This window comes from Amycolatopsis thermalba (assembly GCF_003385215.1).
GTDB classification, from domain to species: domain Bacteria; phylum Actinomycetota; class Actinomycetes; order Mycobacteriales; family Pseudonocardiaceae; genus Amycolatopsis_E; species Amycolatopsis_E thermalba.
This window is the reverse complement of the sequence record NZ_PQHW01000016.1, coordinates 57,028-74,739: the sequence shown is the minus strand read 5'-3', so window position 1 is coordinate 74,739 and position 17,712 is coordinate 57,028. Positions and strand designations below refer to the sequence as shown.

Genomic DNA, 17,712 nt, shown 5'->3' with positions numbered 1-17,712 from the left:
GGACGATGACAGAACTGACCTACACAGACCTCGTGGCAGACCCCTCGACGGGTGAGCTGGAACTCTCCGACCGCGCCTCGCTGCGCCGCGTCGCCGGCCTGTCCACCGAACTGTCGGACATCACCGAGGTCGAGTACCGGAAACTCCGCCTCGAACGCGTGGTGCTGGTCGGCGTGTGGACCGAGGGCACCGCGGAGCAGTCCGAGGCCTCCCTCGCCGAACTCGCACGCCTGGCCGAGACCGCCGGTTCCGAGGTGCTCGAAGGTCTCGTGCAGCGGCGCTCCAAGCCCGACCCGGCCACCTACATCGGCTCGGGCAAGGTGCGCGAGCTGTTCGACATCGTCGTCGCCACCGGGGCCGACACGGTCATCTGCGACGGCGAGCTCTCGCCCGGCCAGCTGCGGCAGCTGGAGGAGCGGCTCAAGGTCAAGGTGATCGACCGGACCGCGCTGATCCTCGACATCTTCGCCCAGCACGCGCGCTCGCGCGAAGGCAAGGCGCAGGTCGAGCTGGCCCAGCTGCAGTACCTCATCCCGCGGCTGCGGGGCTGGGGTGAGTCGCTGTCCCGGCAGGCCGGTGGCCGGGCCGGCGGCGCGAACGGCGGCGTCGGCCTGCGTGGTCCCGGTGAAACCAAGCTGGAGACCGACCGCAGGCGCATCAACAAGCGCGTGGCGAAGCTGCGCCGCGAGATCGCCGCGATGGACACCATCCGGGCGACCAAGCGGGGCCGCCGCGTCGCCAACGAGGTGCCCAGCGTCGCGATCGTCGGCTACACCAACGCGGGCAAGTCGAGCCTGCTCAACGCCATCACCGGGGCCGGTGTGCTGGTGGAGAACGCCCTGTTCGCCACCCTGGACCCGACCACCCGGCGGGCGGCCACCCCGGACGGGCGCACGTTCACGCTGACCGACACCGTCGGGTTCGTCCGGCACCTGCCGCACCAGCTGGTCGACGCGTTCCGCTCGACGCTGGACGAGACGGCCGACGCCGATCTGCTGCTGCACGTGGTGGACGGGTCCGACCCGGCGCCGGAGGAGCAGGTCAACGCGGTGCGCCAGGTGCTCGCCGAGATCACCCGGAGCCACGAGAGCCCGCTGCCGCCGGAGCTGATCGTGATCAACAAGGCGGACGCGGCCGACGAGCTGGCGCTGGTCCGCCTCCGGCACCTGCTGCCGGGCGCGATCGTGGTGTCGGCCAAGACCGGTGAGGGCGTCGCCGAGCTGGTCGAGACCCTGGCCGAGCGGCTGCCGCGGCCCGACGTGGTCGTCGACGCCCTGGTGCCCTACACCCGGGGTGAGCTGGTGGCGCGGGTGCACTCCGAGGGGGAGGTCCTCACCGAGGAGCACCTGCCGGAAGGCACCCGGCTGAGCGCACGCGTTCGCCCGGACGTGGCGTCCGCGCTGGAGGACTACGCGGTCCACGGCTCACCCGCCTGAAATCGGTACCGTGGCTCGGGTGAGCCTCGGTAGAGCTGTGCTGGTGCCGGTCCTGTCCGTCCTGCTCGCGCTGGGGCTGGCCGGACCGGCGAGCGCGGCGCAGGCACCCGCCCCGGAGCCGGTGTGCTCGGTGTCCGACAAGCGGCTCGGTGAGCTGTCCGGCCTGGTGAGCGACGGGTCGCGGTGGTACGCGATCAACGACGGCGGCACGAAGGTGCAGATCTTCGTGCTGGGCCGGGACTGCGCCGTGCAGCGCGTGATCTCCGGTTCGACCGACCCGTACGACGTCGAGGACCTCGCGCGGGCCGCGGACGGCACGTTCTGGCTCGCCGACACCGGGGACAACCGCAAGCAACGCGACACCGTCGCCCTGCTGGCCGTCACGCCGCAGGGCAAGGTGACGCTCCACCGCCTGACCTATCCCGACGGGCAGCACGACGCGGAGGCACTGCTGCTCGACGCGTCGGGAACGCCGTACCTGGTCACGAAGAACCCGCTGGGCGAGGCGGGGATCTACCGGCCGGCCCAGAAGCTGGCCAGTCCGGGGCCGACACCGCTGGAGCGGGTCGGCTCCCTCACCATCAAGTCCACGGACACCCCGGGCGGGCCGGTCGCCGGGTTCGGGTCCGTGCTGGTCACCGGGGGAGCCGTGAGCGCGGACGGCAAGGTCGTCGCGCTGCGCACCTACACCGACGCCTACCTGTTCGCCGCTCCCGACCGGGACGTCGCGGCCGCGCTGCGGCGCGAGCCGGTGCGCGTGCCGCTGCCGGACGAGCAGCAGGGGGAGGCGATCGCCTTCGACTCGGACGGCACGCTCGTGTCGGCCTCCGAGGGCACCGGGCCGATCCGCGTGGTGCACGGGGCCACCGCCCTGGTGGCGGACGCCGAGCCGGCCGACGAGGGCGGCCAGTCCTCCGGCTCCGGCGGGGAGGCCGCCGGCCCGTCCGGCGAGGGCGGGGTGGACACGGTGCCCGGGCTGCTGCTGGCGGTGGTCATCGCGGGCGGCGTGGTGTTCGCCTGGACGAAGCTGCGGAAGCGCTCCGGCCGCTGATCGTTTCGAACGACCGATCGATCATCGGCGCTTGTGGCGGCAAGCAACTCGCACCGCCGCGGGTTCTCAGGCGGCCTCTCGCGAGGGCAGCGCCGACGTGGTGAATTGGCATTCATGAGGAGGCGATCCCACAGCGGGAGGCCGTCTGAGGTTCCGCCACCCGCGCCGCTACGCGAGCTGCTGTGCAACCTCGTTTCAGAGGCGGCGGATGACCGCGACGACCTTGCCGAGAATGGTGGCTTCGTCGCCGGAGATCGGGTCGTAGGCCTCGTTGTGCGGCATCAGCCAGACGTGGCCGTCCTTCTGCTTGAACGTCTTCACCGTGGCCTCGCCGTCGATCATCGCCGCCACGATCTCGCCGTTGTTGGCCGTCGGCTGCTGGCGCACGACCACCCAGTCGCCGTCGGTGATGGCGGCGTCGACCATCGAGTCACCGGTGACGCTGAGCAGGAAGACCTCGCCCTCGCCGACGATGTCCTTCGGCAGCGGGAAGACGTCCTCGATGGACTGCTCGGCCAGCACCGGGCCACCGGCGGCGATGCGGCCGACCAGCGGCACGTACGCGGGCTTGGGCATCGGCGTGGTCTCGGCCTCGGCCTGGGCGGTCAGCACCCCCACCGCGCGCGGGCGGTTCGCGTCCCGGCGCAGGTAGCCCTTGCGCTGCAGCGTGCGCAGCTGGTGCGACACCGACGAGGTGGACGTCAGCCCGACCGCCTCGCCGATCTCGCGGACGCTGGGCGGGTAGCCGAACCGCTCGATCCACGCCTTGATGACCTCGAGGATCTGCTGCTGGCGAGGGCTGAGGCCCTCCTCGACGTCCTCCGGGTCGGGGAGGGGATGCACGTCCCCGAACCGGCCACCCGGCCTGCGGATCGTCTCGCCCGTCTCTTGCGACACCGTGCTGCCTCCCAGCTCTGGAGCGGCCGGGAACGCGCACCCGCGCGGCCGGCGCTGTCCGCCTCTGCTGGTCACCCACAGTAGTGCACCCGACAGCAAACATCAAACAACTGTTCGACGACACGCCGGGGCACGCTCGATTTTGTCGTACCCGGGTGGTACACATTCGCACGGAGGTTCGATAGAACGGTTGTTCGACCGACGGCGCCCCTGGCCGGAGGTCGGGGTCTGCGAGGAGGTTCCGCCATGTCGGTACTGACACACCAGGAGTCGCTGGTCCGGCGCGCGCCGGAGGGCACGACGGACGTGCGCGTGCCGCTGCGCCCGCGCCGCCCCGAGGTGCGGCGCCCGCCGACACGGGCCAGGGTGGTCGCCGGGCGCCGTCCGGGTCCGGTCGCCGCGTGCCCGCGCCGGGTCGCGCCGCGGTGGCCGTGGCTCGCCGCCGTCGCGGTCGCGATCGCGCTCGCCGTCACCGGGTTGGGTGTTTTCGCCGGATCGTTCGCGCCGGACGTCCCGGAGCGGACGGCCACGGTCGCGGTCGCGCCGGGGGAGACGCTGTGGGATCTGGCGCGGCAGTACGCGCCGGGGAGCGACACCGGTGCCGTGGTCGAACGCATCGAGGAGCTGAACCAGCTGCCGGCGGAGTCGGTCGTGCCCGGTCTGTTGCTCACCGTGCCGGTCGAATCCGGCTCCGTGATCACCGGCCCGTGAGGGGCGCCGCCATACCTCATCGGTCGCTCGTGTCGCCTTGCGCCCCGCCCGCGCGCGATCTAAGGTCCACCGCTATATCTAGTAGTTACATGGCTGTAGTTGGTCCACAAGTTGGGGTAGACTGAGGACGAGTTGTCCACAGGCGGTGGGTGTCTGCCCACCGGATATCCACATGTTGATCACCAGGTTCCGGGTCGTAGCGTGGCGGCGCGGGCCGGGGTGGATGTCGCCCGCGGGACGAGAGGGGAAGGTGTTCGGAAGATGCGGTGCCCGTTCTGCCGTCACGCCGACTCCCGGGTCGTCGACTCGCGGGAGGTGGACGAGGGGCAGGCCATCCGCCGCAGGCGGTCCTGCTCGGCCTGCGGTCGCCGGTTCACCACGTCCGAGACGATGGTGCTGGCGGTCGTCAAGCGTTCCGGGGTCACCGAGCAGTTCAGCAGGGACAAGGTGGTCCGGGGCGTGCGCCGCGCCTGCCAGGGCAGGCCGGTCGACGACGACGCGCTGCAGCAGCTCGCCCAGCGGGTCGAGGAGTCGATCCGCGCGGCCGGAGTCGCCGAGATCCCGAGCCACGAGGTCGGCCTGGCCATCCTCGGGCCGCTGCGGGAACTCGACGAGGTCGCCTACCTCCGGTTCGCCAGCGTCTACCGCTCCTTCTCCTCGGTCGAGGACTTCGAGAAGGAGATCGCGGACCTGCGCAAGGCCATGGCAGACAAGCACGGCGACGAAAGCGCGGCCGGGGCGTGAGCCCGGCGCGTGGCGGGAGGGACGAATCCATGACGGAGACCGTGGGTGCCGGCACGACGGGCGGCAAGGCCGCCAAGAAGGGCAAGCGGGGGCTGAAGATCAGCCGGGTGTTCACCACCGAGGGCGTGCACCCGTACGACGAGGTCACCTGGGAGCAGCGTGACGTCGTCATGACCAACTGGCGTGACGGGTCGATCAACTTCGAGCAGCGGGGCGTCGAGTTCCCCGAGTTCTGGTCGATGAACGCGACCAACATCGTCACCAGCAAGTACTTCCGCGGTGCGGTCGGCAGCCCGCAGCGCGAGCGCAGCCTCAAGCAGCTCATCGACCGCGTCGTGCACGCCTACGTCAAGGCGGGCACCGAGCACGGCTACTTCGCGACGGCCACCGACGCGGAGATCTTCGAGCACGAGCTGACCTGGATGCTGCTGCACCAGGTGTTCAGCTTCAACTCCCCGGTGTGGTTCAACGTCGGCACCTCCTCCAAGCAGCAGGTCTCGGCCTGCTTCATCCTCGCGGTCGACGACACCATGGAGTCGATCCTCGACTGGTACAAGGAAGAGGGGATGATCTTCCGCGGCGGGTCCGGCGCGGGCATCAACCTCTCCCGCATCCGCTCCTCCAAGGAGCTGCTGTCCTCGGGCGGCACGGCCTCCGGGCCGGTGTCGTTCATGCGTGGCGCGGACGCCTCCGCGGGCACCATCAAGTCCGGCGGTGCCACCCGCCGCGCCGCGAAGATGGTCGTCCTCGACGTCGACCACCCGGACATCGAGGAGTTCATCCAGACCAAGGCGCGCGAGGAGCAGAAGATCCGCGTCCTGCGCGACGCCGGCTTCGACATGGACCTCTCCGGCGCCGACATCACCTCGGTGCAGTACCAGAACGCCAACAACTCGGTGCGCGTCAGCGACGAGTTCATGCGCGCGGTCGAGTCGGACGCCGAGTTCGGCCTGCGGGCTCGCCTGACCGGCGAGGTCATCGACACCGTCGGCGCGAAGAAGCTGTTCCGCTCGATGGCCCAGGCCGCGTGGGAGTGCGCCGACCCGGGGCTGCAGTACGACGACACGATCAACGACTGGCACACCTGCCCCGAGTCGGGCCGGATCACCGCGTCGAACCCGTGCAGCGAGTACATGCACCTGGACAACTCCAGCTGCAACCTGGCGTCGCTGAACCTGCTGAAGTTCCTCAAGGACGACGGCATGTTCGACGGTGAGCTGTTCGTCAAGGCGGTCGAGTTCGTCATCACCGCGATGGACATCTCGATCTGCTTCGCGGACTTCCCGACCGAGTCGATCGGCGAGACCACCCGCAAGTTCCGCCAGCTGGGCATCGGCTACGCCAACCTGGGCGCGCTGCTGATGGCCACCGGGCACGCCTACGACTCCGACGGCGGCCGGGCGCTCGCCGCGAGCATCACGTCGCTGATGACCGGCACCTCCTACCGCCGCTCGGCGGAGATGGCCGGCGTGGTCGGCGCGTACGAGGGCTACAGCCGCAACGCCGAGGCGCACCAGCGCGTCATGCGCAAGCACGCGGCGGCCAACGACGCGATCCGCACGATGCACACCAACGACGCCACGATCCGTGACCTGGCCACCCGGGAGTGGCGCAACGGCATCGAGATCGGCACGAAGAACGGCTGGCGCAACGCGCAGGCCAGCGTGCTCGCGCCGACCGGCACCATCGGCTTCATGATGGACTGCGACACCACCGGCATCGAGCCGGACTTCTCGCTGGTGAAGTTCAAGAAGCTCGTCGGCGGCGGGTCCATGCAGATCGTCAACCAGACCATCCCGCGGTCGCTCAAGACCCTGGGCTACCAGGACGAGCAGATCGAGGCGATCGTCGAGTACATCGCCGAGCACGGTCACGTGGTCGACGCGCCGGGCCTGCGCCCGGAGCACTACGAGGTGTACGACTGCGCCATCGGTGAGCGGTCCATCGCGCCGATGGGCCACGTGCGGATGATGGCCGCCGTGCAGCCGTTCCTGTCCGGCGCGATCTCCAAGACCGTGAACATGCCGGAGACGGCGACGGTCGAGGACATCGAGGAGATCTACTTCCAGGGCTGGAAGCTGGGCCTCAAGGCGCTGGCGATCTACCGCGACAACTGCAAGGTCGGGCAGCCGCTGTCCAGCGCGAAGAAGAAGGCCGAGGTGGCCGAAGCTTCAGCGCCGGAGAAGGTCGTCGAGTACAAGCCGATCCGCAAGCGGCTGCCGAAGAAGCGCCCGAGCCAGACCCTGTCGTTCACGGTCGGCGGCGCCGAGGGCTACCTGCACGCGGGTTCCTACCCGGACGACGGGCTGGGCGAGATCTTCGTGAAGCTGGGCAAGCAGGGTTCGACGCTGGCGGGTGTCATGGACGCCTTCTCGATGTCGATCTCGGTGGGCCTGCAGTACGGCATCCCGCTGGAGTTCTACGTCTCGAAGTTCTCGAACCTGCGCTTCGAGCCGGCCGGCATGACCGACGACCCGGACATCCGGATCGCCACCAGCGTGCTGGACTACCTGTTCCGCCGTCTCGCGCTGGACTACCTGCCGTACGAGAAGCGGGCCGAGCTGGGCATCTTCACGGCGGCCGAGCGCGCCGCCCAGGTGGAGACGGGCTACGGCGCGCAGCCGGCCGAGCAGGTCGACCTGGAGGCGCTGCGCAGCACGGTCGACTCGAGCCCGGCGAAGGCCGAGCCGGCCGAGCAGCCCCACCCGGCGCACAGCACGGCCGAGCTGATGGAGCTGCACCTCGGCAAGGCGGCCGACGCGCCGCTGTGCATGACCTGCGGCACCAAGATGCGCCCCGCGGGCTCCTGCTACGCCTGCGAGGGCTGCGGCGCCACGTCCGGCTGCAGCTGATCGCGTGAGGTGAGGGGCCGGGTGCTTGCGCGCCCGGCCCCTTGTCACGTTCCGGCCGGCTACCGAGTCTTGTCGGGATGAGCGAAACGATCCTCGTCACCGGTGGGACCGGTGTGCTCGGCCGGCAGGTGGCCCGGCGGCTTCTCGCGCCGGGACGGGAAGTGCGCGTGCTGAGCCGTCGTGCGGCGCCCGCGGCCACGCCCTACGCCTGGCGCACCGGCGACCTCCGCAGCCACGACGGCATCGACGCGGCGGTGCGTGGCGCGGATGTGATCGTGCATTGCGCCACGACCCTCGGCGGCAAGGACGTCGCCACCACGAAAGCGCTCCTCGACACGGCCCGGCGCCACGACACCCCGCACGTCGTGTTCATCTCGATCGTCGGTGTCGACCGGATCCCGCTCCCGTACTACCGGGCCAAGCTCGCCGCGGAGGAGGCCGTCGTCGCGTCCGGTCTGCCGTGGACGATCCTGCGTGCCACGCAGTTCCACGACCTGGTGTGCCGCCTCGTGGAGGTCCAGCGGTTCCTGCCGGTCGTCCTGTACCCCGCCGGGTTCCGCGTCCAGCCCGTCGACGCCGGCGAGGTCGCCGCGCGCCTGGCGGACCTCGCCCTCGGTGAGCCCGCCGGTCGCGCACCCGACCTGGGTGGCCCCGAGGTTCGCGGCTTCGCCGACCTGGCCCGGGCTTCGTTGCGCGGCAAGGGACGACGCCGTGCGCTGGTGCCGGTGCCGTTCCCCGGCGCCACCGGCCGCGCCTACCGGGCGGGCCACCACCTGACCCCGAACGCGACGGGCCGCGTCACGTTCGAGGAGTTCCTGGCCGTTCAGGCCGCCATCGCGTAGAGGACCTCGCGCAGGCCGTCCTCGCGATCGGTGCGCCACACCACGCGCAACGCCAGCTCGGCCGGGTCGTCGAGCGGCAGCGCGACGAGCGTGCCGTCCGCGAGGTCACCGCCGACCGCGAAGTCGGGCAGCAGGGCGGTTCCGAGGCCCTGCGCCACCCACGCGCGGATCGTCGAGACGCTGTCGAACTCCAGCCGTTTCCCGCCGGTGCCCAGGAGCCGGTCGGCGGCCATCCGGAACGAACAGCCGCTCGGGGTGACCAGCAGGGCGTCACCGTCGTACCCCGGCCGGGCCACCAGGAACAGCCGCACCGTGTCGATGTCCACGAAGGACAGATCGCCGCCGTCGAAACCCAGCGTGCCCAACGCCGTTCCGGTGTCGAGCAGCAGCCCGGCGTCGAGGGACCCGTCCGACACCGCGCGCAGCAACGGCTGCCGCATCAACGACCGCACCGCCAGATCGACGTCCGGCCGCCGGTCCCCGAGCCGGGCGGCCACCGCGGGCAGCCGCGTGGCGACGAGCGTTTCGAGCGCGCCGATGGTGAACCGGGTCCGCTCGTCGCTCACCAGGCGCCGGATCGACTCGGCCTGGTCCAGCAGGCGCCGCGCCTCGGGCAGCAGCACGCGCCCCCGCTCGCCGAGCACCATCCCGGTCGGTTTCCGATCGAACAGCACCACGCCGAGCGAGGACTCCAGCGAGCGGACGTGCTCGGACACGGTCGCGGGCGACAACCCGAGCCGCCCGGCCGCCCCGGTGACCGTACCGGCCCCCGCGACCGCGACGAAGGCCCGCAACTGCCGCAACTCCATGCGATCACTCTACCGAGAAGGCATTCGGAAAAGGCGAACGCGCAGGTCGGCGACCGGATTCCGGGTGGTTTCGAGTGGACCGCGATGTGGTGCCGGCACCGCCGCAGCTCCGCGAGTGGTGCCGCTGGCCCCGGGACTCCGGCCCCGGCGCCGCCCAAGAGTGGGTGCCGCCGTGCAGGCGACTCCGACCCCCACCCCCATGAAAATCACCTTAACCACTCCGCATTCGGGAAAACCGAACGCCGCATCAGGCTCAGCCCGTTGAGCAGCGGCCCCGAAAACCGGAGAGTCGCCGCCGTGACCACAACCTCCACCCGGGGCAGCCTCCTCGGAGTCTCCCTCGCCTACTTCCTCGTCCTGCTGGACACCACCGTGCTCACCGTCGCGCTGCCCGGCATCCGCGCCGACCTCGGCGGCTCGGTCGCCGGGCAGCAGTGGGTGGTCAACGGCTACACCGTCTCGTTCGCCGCGTTCCTGCTCGGCGGCGGCGCGCTCGCGGACCGGTTCGGCCCGCTGCGCGTGTTCCGCTGGGGCGTGGCGAGCTTCGGCGTCCTCTCCCTGGTCTCGGCCGCCGCGCCGAACCTGACCCTCCTCGTCGTGCTGCGCGTCCTGCTCGGCGTCGCGGGCGCGGCGTGCCTGCCCAGCTCGCTCGCCCTGATCAGCCGCCTGCACCCGGACCCGGCCGCCCGCGCGAAGGCGCTCGGCGCCTGGGCCGCGATCACCGGCGTCGCGCTCGCCGCCGGGCCGATCGCCGGTGGGGTACTGGTCGACCTCGCCGGCTGGCGCGCGGTGTTCCTCGTCAACGTGCCACTCGCGGCCCTCGGGCTGGCTCTCACCCGCGGCCGCGAGACGGCACCGCCCGGGCGCCGGTTCGACGTCAAGTCCCAGCTCGCCGCGTGCGTGTTCCTCGGCCTGCTGACCGAGGCCATCGTCGACGCCCAGCCCGTCGCGGCCGTCCTCGCCCTGCTGGTCCTGGCCCTGTTCGTGCACCGGGAACGCCGCGCCGCGAACCCGTCCGTGCCGCCGGTCCTGGTGCGCACCCGGGGCGTCGCCGTGAACCTGTTCGCCGGCGCGGCGGTCAACTTCGTGCTCTCCGGCGCGTTGTTCGCGGTGACCCTGCTGCTGCAGGACGAGCGTCACCTCACCCCGGTCGAAACCGGCTTGGCGTTCCTGCCGCTCACGCTGCCCACCGCGTTCAACCCGCTGCTGACCAGCCGGATCGTCGCCGCCCGCGGCCCGCGCCTGCCGGTCGTCGCCGGGCTGACGCTGCTGACCGCCGGTGCCGCCGTCCTGGCCGCCAGCGTCCACGCGCCCTACCCGCTGCTGGCGTGCGGCCTCCTGCTGCTCGGGTTCGGCGTCTCCCTCGCGCTGCCCGCGCTCGTCACCGGCGTGGTGACCGCCGCCCCCGAGGGCTACGCCGGAACGGCCGGTGGCCTGCTCAACGCCGTCCGCCAGGTCGGGGCGACCGTCGGCGTCGCGGCGATGGGCGCGGTGGTGGCCACCGGCTCGTTCGGCTGGGCGTTCGTGCTCGCCGCGGCGGTGGCGGCGAGCGGTCAGCTGCTGAGCTTCTGCCAGAGGAACTCGAACAGCAGGGCCCACTTGTAAGCCAGCTGCTCGTTGTCGGCCGCGGCGCCGTGCCCGCCCTCGATGTTCTCGTAGTACCGCACGTCGTGCCCCTGTTCGAGCATGCGCGCCATCATCTTGCGCGCGTGCGCCGGGTGCACGCGATCGTCGCGGGTGGACGTCATGAACAGCGTGGGCGGGTAGGTCCGTCCCTGGTGGACGTTCTGGTACGGCGAGTACTTCCCGAGGTACTCCCACTCGGCCGGGTCGTCCGGGTCGCCGTACTCGGCCATCCAGGACGCCCCGGCGAGCAGCAGGTGGTAGCGCTTCATGTCGAGCAGCGGCACCTGGCTGACGATCGCGCCGAACAGCTCGGGGTAGCGGGTGAGCATGACGCCCATCAGCAGGCCGCCGTTGCTGCCGCCCTGGATGCCCAGCCGCTGCGGCGTGGTGATGCCGCGTTCGACGAGGTCCGCGGCGACCGCGGCGAAGTCCTCGTAGACCAGGTACCGGTTTTCCTTGATCGCGCCGGTGTGCCAGCCGGGCCCGTACTCGCCACCGCCGCGGATGTTCGCGAGCACGTACGTGCCGCCGCGCGCGAGCCAGCCCCGGCCGATCACGCCGCTGTAGGCGGGCAGGCGGGACACCTCGAACCCGCCGTAGCCGGTGAGCATCGTCGGCCCGTCCCCGTTGCGGGGCCGCACCACGAAGTACGGGATCCGCGTGCCGTCGTTCGAGGTGGCGAAGTGCTGCTCGACGGTGATGTCCGTGGCGTCGAACCGGGCCGGGGCCTGCTTGAGCACCTCGGTGCCGCCGCCGACGTGCCCGTACGAGAGCGTCGAGGGCTGCGTGAAGCCGCTGGTGTTGAGCAGGTACTCGTCGCTGTGGTCGGGATCGGTGTCGATGATCTCCGCGGTGCCCAGCTCGGGCGCCCCGGCCAGCGGTTCCCGGCGCCAGCCGTCCGCGCCGGGCGTGAGGACGTGCAGCTCGGTGTGCACGTCGGCCAGGGTGGTCAGCAGCAGGTGGTTCCGGGTCCAGTCCCACGCCTCCAGCGAGGTGCGGCCGTCCGGCTCGAACAGGACGGTGAGGCCGCGATCGCCGGCCAGGTAGTCGTCGAACCGCGCGGCGAGCAGCGTGCCGGGCGCGTACTCCCGTCCGCCGACGCTCCACGCGCTGCGGGTGCGGATCAGCAGCCACTCCTTGCGCGTGGTGGTCTGCGCGTCCTCGGGCACGTCGAGCTTGACCAGGCCGTCCGCGGTGCGCAGGAACTTCTCCGTGCGGTAGAAATCCAGGGAGCGGCCGACGAAATCGCGCTCGAAGCCCGGCGTCGGGTCGTGGTAGGCGAACACCGCGACGTCGTCGGGCTTGCCTTCGAAGACCGTGACGGCGTCGGCGAGCGGCGTGCCGCGGCGCCACTCCTTGATGATCCGCGGATAGCCGGACGTGGTCATCGACCCGGGGCCGAAGTCGGTGCCGACGTAGATGCGGTCCTCGTCGATCCAGCCGACCCGGCTCTTGGCCTCCGGCAGCTCGAACCCGTCCGTGACGAACTCCCGCGCCTCGAGGTCGAACTCGCGCACGACGGCCGCGTCCGCGCCGCCGCGGGACAGCTCCGCCAGCCCGCGCCGGTACGACGGACGCAGCACCGCCGCGCCCTGCCAGACCCAGTTCTCGCCCTCGGCCGCGGCGAGCGCGTCGACGTCGAGCAGGACCTCCCACTCGGGCCGCTCGGTGCGGTAGGAGGCGAGCGTGGTGCGCCGCCACAACCCGCGCGGGTGCGCGGCGTCCTGCCAGAAGTTGTAGAAGTACTCGCCGCGGCGGCGGATGTAGGGGATCCGGTCGTCGGCGTCGAGCACCTCGCGGGCTTCGTCGCGCAGCTGCTCGAACCGCGTGCTCCCGGTGAGCTCGGCGACCGATTCGGCGTTGCGCTGCCGAACCCAGTCGAGCGCCCGCTCGCCGGTCACGTCCTCGAGCCACAGGTACGGGTCTTCGTCGGCCATGTCCCCATCCTGCCAGGTGGGGATGGTTTTCAACGCCAGGCGGGGTCCCGGCCGGTCAGCGCGAGGAACCGGTCCAGCTCCGCGGCGCCCGCGGCGATCTCGACGGCGGGGGCGAAGGCGTCGTCGCCGGGACGGGGCCGGGCGCGCATCCGCTCGCCGAACAGCAGCGCGACGTGCACGGCTTCGGGGTCCGGGTCGTAGGGCGGGTCGAGGGTGCGGGCGAGGTCCCAGCCGTGGGCGACCGAGTCGACCAGGTGCATGGTGAGCGCGACCGGACCGGGGAAGGTGCCGAATTCGCGGATGGTCACCGGACGGTCCAGCACGGTGTCGTCGGCGGAGGCGGCGAGGAAGGCGTCGACGGAGTCGGCGTAGGCGCGGTACGGGTCGTCGCCGAGGGTGCCGCTCGACCAATCCGGCGCCGCGCCGTCACGCAGGGCCACGGCGAAGGCGTGGTTCTCACTGACCTGGTGGATGAGCAGGTCGCCGAGCGTCCACCCCGTGCACGGCGTGCGCAGTCCGAGGTCGGTGACGCCGGAAACGATCTTGTCGACGGTGGTGAGGACCCGCCGGTCGAGGTCTCGGATGTCCATGTGGTCACCGTATGCCGCAAGCGGCCCTGCTGGAGGGCCAAAACTGGGCGTAGTGAGGTGGGCCAATTAGGCTCGGGAGATGGACATCCAGATCGAGCTGGGGGCCGGCCGCGGCCGGCGGGATGCCATCTACCGGCAGATCCGCGAGGCGATCCTCGACGGGCGCCTGCGCGACGGGGACGCGCTGCCGCCCACACGCGAGCTGGCGCAGCGGCTGGCGGTGTCGCGCAACACGGTCAGCGCGGCCTACGACCGCCTGGTCGCCGAGGGTTTCGTGGAATCGCGGGTCGGCGCGGGCACGTTCGTCGGCGCGGGCGCCCGGCGGGACGGCCACCCGCCGCGGGGCGGCCCGGAGTCGCTGACCGCGACCGCGGTGTGGGACGACGTGCCCCGCCCGCCGGACCGGTTCCGCGAGCGGCCGCGGTTCGACTTCCGCTCGGGCGCGCCGGACGTGTCGCTGTTCCCGTTCGACACCTGGCGCCGCCTGGTGAGCCAGCAGCTGCGCCGGTCCCGGCACGACCTGCTCACGTACGGTGATCCGCAGGGGCACCCCGGCCTGCGGGAGGCGATCGCGCGGCACATCGGGGTGTCCCGGGCGGTCCGGGCCACCGCGGACGACGTGCTGGTCACCAACGGATCGCAGCAGGCGGTGGACCTCGCCGCCCGGGTGCTGATCGAGCCGGGCGCCCGGGTCGCGGTCGAGGACCCGGGCTACCCGCCGCCGCGTCAGCTGTTCGCCACGCTGGGGGCGCGCCCGGTCGGGGTGCCGGTGGACGACGAGGGCATCGTGGTCGACGCCATCCCGGACGACTGCCGTCTGGTGTACGTGACGCCGTCGCACCAGTTCCCGCTCGGGGTGCCGATGTCGATGGCGCGGCGCGTGGCCCTGATCGACTGGGCGCGTCGTCACGACGCGGCGATCCTGGAGGACGACTACGACACCGAGTTCCGCTACACCGGCCGTCCGCTGGAACCGTTGCGCAGCATCGATTCCAGTGGGCGCGTGCTCTACATCGGATCGTTTTCCAAGGTGCTGCTGCCCGGGTTGCGGCTCGGGTTCCTGGTCGCGCCACCGGGGCTGCGGCCGGCCCTGGCGAAGGCGAAGTACCTGACCGACTGGCATTCGGCGAGCGTCACGCAGGCGGCGCTGGCGGAGTTCATGGACAGCGGCGAGTTCGCGCGGCACGTCCGGCGCACCCGCCGCGAGTACGCCGCCCGGCGCGAGCTGGTGTCCCGGGTCGTCGCGCGGGAGTTCCCGGAGCTGCGGCTGATCCCGTCGTCGGCCGGACTCCATCTGAGTGCTTTCAGCGCGACGCCGGTACGTCCGATGGTGCGAGCCGCGCGGCGGGCCGGGGTGCGGATCTACACGCTGGGTGACTTCACGGCGGTGCGGGATGCCCTGGACGGACTCGTCTTCGGGTTCGGCGCGATCCCGCGTGACCACATCGAAGCGGGACTGCGTGAGCTGCGGGCTTTCGCGGACAGCGACCGGGCTCTAACCTGATGTGAGCCGGGTCACGTCCAGCTGGGAGGCTGCCGATGCGGATCGCCGACGTACTGCGGAGCAAGGGGAACTGGGTGGCCACGGTGCGGCCCGAGGCGTCCATCACCGATCTGCTCGCCGGGCTGGCCGAGCACAACGTGGGTGCGATGGTCGTGGCCGGGGAGGGCGGCATCGAGGGCATCGTCTCGGAGCGGGACGTGGTGCGCCAGCTGCACGAACACGGGCCGGCCCTGCTGGAGCGGCCGGTGTCGGAGATCATGACGAGGGTCGTGGCGACGTGCACCCCGCGCGATTCGGTGGACGACCTGAGCGTGCTGATGACGCAGCGCCGGGTGCGGCACGTCCCCGTCCTCGAGGACGGACGGCTGGCCGGGATCGTCAGCATCGGCGACGTGGTGAAGACCCGGATGGAAGAGCTGGAGGCGACGCAGCAGCAGCTGGCGGCGTACATCGCGCAGGGCTGAGGTCGCTCGCACCCGCCACGGCCGGTGCGCGGGACGCAACTCCCGGCGCCTCCACACGCGGTGCGCTCCCCCTCGCGCCGCACGTGTCCGTGCCGCCCCAACGCACGTTGCGCCACCCGTGATCGAGACCCACCGGCGTCGAGCACCCAGCGCGCCTCCGCAGCCGTGCGGCCGACGCCCCGCGCTCAAGCCCGCGCCCAGCGCTCCAGCACGCGGTCGAGATCCGGCCGGATGCGCTCACGGGCGTCGGCGCGCGGCACACCGTCCATGAGCATCCGGTCGTAGCCGGTGTCCAGGTGCCGCACCGAGGCGATCACCGCGAGCCGCACCGCTTCCTCGTCCAGCGCCCGCCCCGCCGCCGACCGCCCCACGCGCCCGCTGCCCCGCGTCCCGGCGTGCTCGGCGATCGCCCGGGCCCGGTCCGGCGGGCAGCCGGGGTACAGCCGCCGGATGGCGTCGGCGAAGCCGGCCTGGAACTCGACGTCCTGCGCGGCGCGGCGGTGCGCGTCCCGTTCCCGCCGCCGGGCACGGACGTCCTCGTCGGCGAGGCACTGCTGTTCGGCCCGCTCCAGCGCGGCCTCTTCGACGAGGATCCCCTGGCGCTCGTGGCGTTTGCGGCGCCGGTTGAACCGCAGGACCAGCACGGCGAGGGTGCTTTCCTGCTTGGCGCGGCGGGACAGCGCGGCGTTGCCGGCGGGCAGGAAGACCAGGTGGTCGAAGTCGGCGCACGCCAGGCACAGGTGGCCCTCGCCCTCGGGCAGGTGCAGCTCACCGGCCTCGCCCCGGCCGGCGCACCCCGCGCAGGTCCACGAGGTACCGGCGACGGTCACGGCCAGGTCCGGCGCCTTGTTCTGCCGCTCGGTGAGGCGTTCCCGTTGCTTCTCCGTCAGACCCGGCGCGAGCCAGTGCGTGCGGCACAGGCGGTCGAGCCCGTCGTCGTCGGTGAACCGCAGATCGCGGCGATCGCGGGTGCCGGCGACGTAAGCGCTGTCGGACCGCGTCAGCCCGTTCTCCCGCGCCCAGACATCGAGGCACCGCAAGGCTTCGGCGATGCGCGCGTTGTCGACGGGCAGTTCCTTCGCGAGCGGACTGAACCGCCCACGACGCCACTCTTCGACGCGGGACGGATGCACCCAGCCGAGCGCGGTGAACAGGTCGACAGGAGCGACGTACTTGCGCTGCGCGAGCGCGGCGCCGGCCACCGAAGCGACGCGGTTGTGCAGTTTCCCGGCCATCGGCCCGGAAGTCTAGCCATGCTCCCCGCTCGCAACCGCGACGCCCGGAAGGGGTCAGGGCAGGCCGGCCACGGTCGGCCGCAACGCGCTGATCCCGGCCGTCAGCGCGGCGCGCCCCGTGGCGTAGCTCGTCCCGAGTGGCAGTTCGGTCAGCAGCACCGCGACGTAGCGGTAGTGCTGTCCGACCAGCCCGGTCGTGTTCAGCACGACGGCCCGGCTGATCTCCATCCAGCCCTGCTTCACCGCGCGCGGCAGCCCGGACAGGTCCTCCGGGATGCCGAAGTACTGCGGGAACCCGTCCGCGGCCGGGGTCCGGATCGCGGCCAGCCCGTCGAGGATCGGCTGCCGGGCCTCGGGCGGGACCTGGCTCGTCAGGTACCGGTAGATGGCCACCAGGTCGTTCGGGGTGGTCCTGGTCATCTCCCACTGGTCGGAAACCCGCGGCGGCTGGGTGCCTCGCAGGTTCATCAAATCAGCCATCCGCGTGATGATCGACCCGCGCCCGCCGGAGTTCCACAACGAGTCCGCCTCACCGTCGTGGCTGAGCGACAGCATTTCGACGATGCGCTCGCGCTGCGCGTCGCTCGGGGCGTGCCACCCGCCGGTGTGCAGCACGTCGAGCGCCATCAGCAGTTTGACCACCGAGGCCGCGTAGAACGGCCGGTCCCCGTTGGCGGATGCCAGCAGTTCACCGGTGGCGGTGTCGTAGAGGGCGAGGCCGACGGTGGTCCCGGGCACCTCGCCGGTCACCGCGCGGGTCGCGGCGCCGGCGAGACGCACGCGCTCGTCCTCGCTCAGCGTCGAGTGGGCTGTGCTGCTCGGGGCGCTGGACGGTGTCGTTGTGGTGCCGGCCGACGGCAGCGCGCTCGGCGCCGCGACGGGCACCGAGCCGGTGTCCGCCTTGCCGACGGTCAGCGACGTCACGACCACGGCCGTGGCCACGCCCGCGCCGACCCCGGCGAGCACGACACGCCATTTCATGCCCGGCATAACGTCCAGCTAAGCGGATTCGTG

General features: G+C 71.9%; 15 protein-coding genes. 9 read left to right on the top strand and 6 right to left on the bottom strand.

Going from position 1 to position 17,712, the window contains the following annotated elements; translation table 11 throughout:
- Window positions 1–5 precede the first annotated feature (5 nt).
- Together hflX and D0D15_RS09820 are read left to right on the top strand one after the other, a co-directional pair.
- On the top strand, window positions 6–1,436 hold the full coding sequence (hflX, locus tag D0D15_RS09825) for a GTPase HflX (RefSeq protein ID WP_094007505.1): 1,431 nt from the start codon (window positions 6–8) through the stop codon (window positions 1,434–1,436).
- 37 nt (window positions 1,437–1,473) lie between these two features.
- A complete protein-coding gene (locus D0D15_RS09820; RefSeq protein ID WP_094007506.1) occupies window positions 1,474–2,487 on the top strand; it encodes an SdiA-regulated/phytase-like domain-containing protein in 1,014 nt (337 codons plus the stop codon).
- A gap of 195 nt (window positions 2,488–2,682) precedes the next feature.
- Here the strand turns inward: D0D15_RS09820 and lexA are convergent, their stop codons facing one another.
- Window positions 2,683–3,384, bottom strand: coding sequence for a transcriptional repressor LexA (lexA, locus tag D0D15_RS09815; protein ID WP_094007507.1), 702 nt, complete (start codon window positions 3,382–3,384; stop codon window positions 2,683–2,685).
- 246 nt (window positions 3,385–3,630) lie between these two features.
- On the opposite strand from lexA, the gene D0D15_RS09810 reads away from it, so the two are divergent.
- From D0D15_RS09810 to D0D15_RS09795, 4 genes are all read left to right on the top strand, one after another.
- A complete protein-coding gene (locus D0D15_RS09810; protein WP_115944378.1) occupies window positions 3,631–4,095 on the top strand; it encodes a LysM peptidoglycan-binding domain-containing protein in 465 nt (154 codons plus the stop codon).
- Window positions 4,096–4,356: 261 nt separating this feature from the next.
- Window positions 4,357–4,839, top strand: a complete 483-nt coding sequence (gene nrdR, locus D0D15_RS09805; protein ID WP_027936105.1) for a transcriptional regulator NrdR — start codon at window positions 4,357–4,359, stop codon at window positions 4,837–4,839.
- 29 nt (window positions 4,840–4,868) lie between these two features.
- Window positions 4,869–7,691, top strand: a complete 2,823-nt coding sequence (locus tag D0D15_RS09800) for a vitamin B12-dependent ribonucleotide reductase (protein WP_094007509.1) — start codon at window positions 4,869–4,871, stop codon at window positions 7,689–7,691.
- A 77-nt stretch (window positions 7,692–7,768) separates the two neighbouring features.
- Window positions 7,769–8,533, top strand: coding sequence for an SDR family oxidoreductase (locus tag D0D15_RS09795; protein ID WP_094007510.1), 765 nt, complete (start codon window positions 7,769–7,771; stop codon window positions 8,531–8,533).
- On the opposite strand, the gene D0D15_RS09790 is transcribed toward D0D15_RS09795, so the two are convergent.
- Entirely contained in the window at window positions 8,515–9,342 is an 828-nt protein-coding gene (locus D0D15_RS09790; protein WP_094007511.1) for a LysR family transcriptional regulator, read from the bottom strand. The two genes, D0D15_RS09795 and D0D15_RS09790, sit on opposite strands and share 19 nt — an antisense overlap.
- Window positions 9,343–9,639: 297 nt before the next feature.
- Between D0D15_RS09790 and D0D15_RS09785 the strand changes: the two genes are divergently transcribed.
- Window positions 9,640–10,947: an MFS transporter gene (locus D0D15_RS09785; RefSeq protein ID WP_094007512.1), complete on the top strand. Its 1,308-nt coding sequence runs from the start codon at window positions 9,640–9,642 to the stop codon at window positions 10,945–10,947.
- Here the strand turns inward: D0D15_RS09785 and D0D15_RS09780 are convergent.
- Window positions 10,896–12,905, bottom strand: a complete 2,010-nt coding sequence (locus D0D15_RS09780) for a prolyl oligopeptidase family serine peptidase (protein ID WP_094007513.1) — start codon at window positions 12,903–12,905, stop codon at window positions 10,896–10,898. The genes D0D15_RS09785 and D0D15_RS09780 overlap by 52 nt on opposite strands.
- A gap of 29 nt (window positions 12,906–12,934) precedes the next feature.
- Entirely contained in the window at window positions 12,935–13,495 is a 561-nt protein-coding gene (locus D0D15_RS09775; protein ID WP_094007514.1) for a TIGR03086 family metal-binding protein, read from the bottom strand.
- A 79-nt stretch (window positions 13,496–13,574) separates the two neighbouring features.
- Between D0D15_RS09775 and pdxR the strand changes: the two genes are divergently transcribed.
- Both pdxR and D0D15_RS09765 read left to right on the top strand, forming a co-directional pair.
- Window positions 13,575–14,999, top strand: a complete 1,425-nt coding sequence (pdxR, locus tag D0D15_RS09770; RefSeq protein WP_094007515.1) for a MocR-like pyridoxine biosynthesis transcription factor PdxR — start codon at window positions 13,575–13,577, stop codon at window positions 14,997–14,999.
- A gap of 35 nt (window positions 15,000–15,034) precedes the next feature.
- Window positions 15,035–15,463, top strand: a complete 429-nt coding sequence (locus tag D0D15_RS09765; RefSeq protein WP_094007516.1) for a CBS domain-containing protein — start codon at window positions 15,035–15,037, stop codon at window positions 15,461–15,463.
- A gap of 185 nt (window positions 15,464–15,648) precedes the next feature.
- On the opposite strand, the gene D0D15_RS09760 is transcribed toward D0D15_RS09765, so the two are convergent.
- A complete protein-coding gene (locus D0D15_RS09760) occupies window positions 15,649–16,698 on the bottom strand; it encodes a DUF2293 domain-containing protein (protein ID WP_094007517.1) in 1,050 nt (349 codons plus the stop codon).
- A 54-nt stretch (window positions 16,699–16,752) separates the two neighbouring features.
- On the bottom strand, window positions 16,753–17,679 hold the full coding sequence (locus D0D15_RS09755) for a serine hydrolase (RefSeq protein ID WP_244214943.1): 927 nt from the start codon (window positions 17,677–17,679) through the stop codon (window positions 16,753–16,755).
- Window positions 17,680–17,712: the final 33 nt, after the last annotated feature.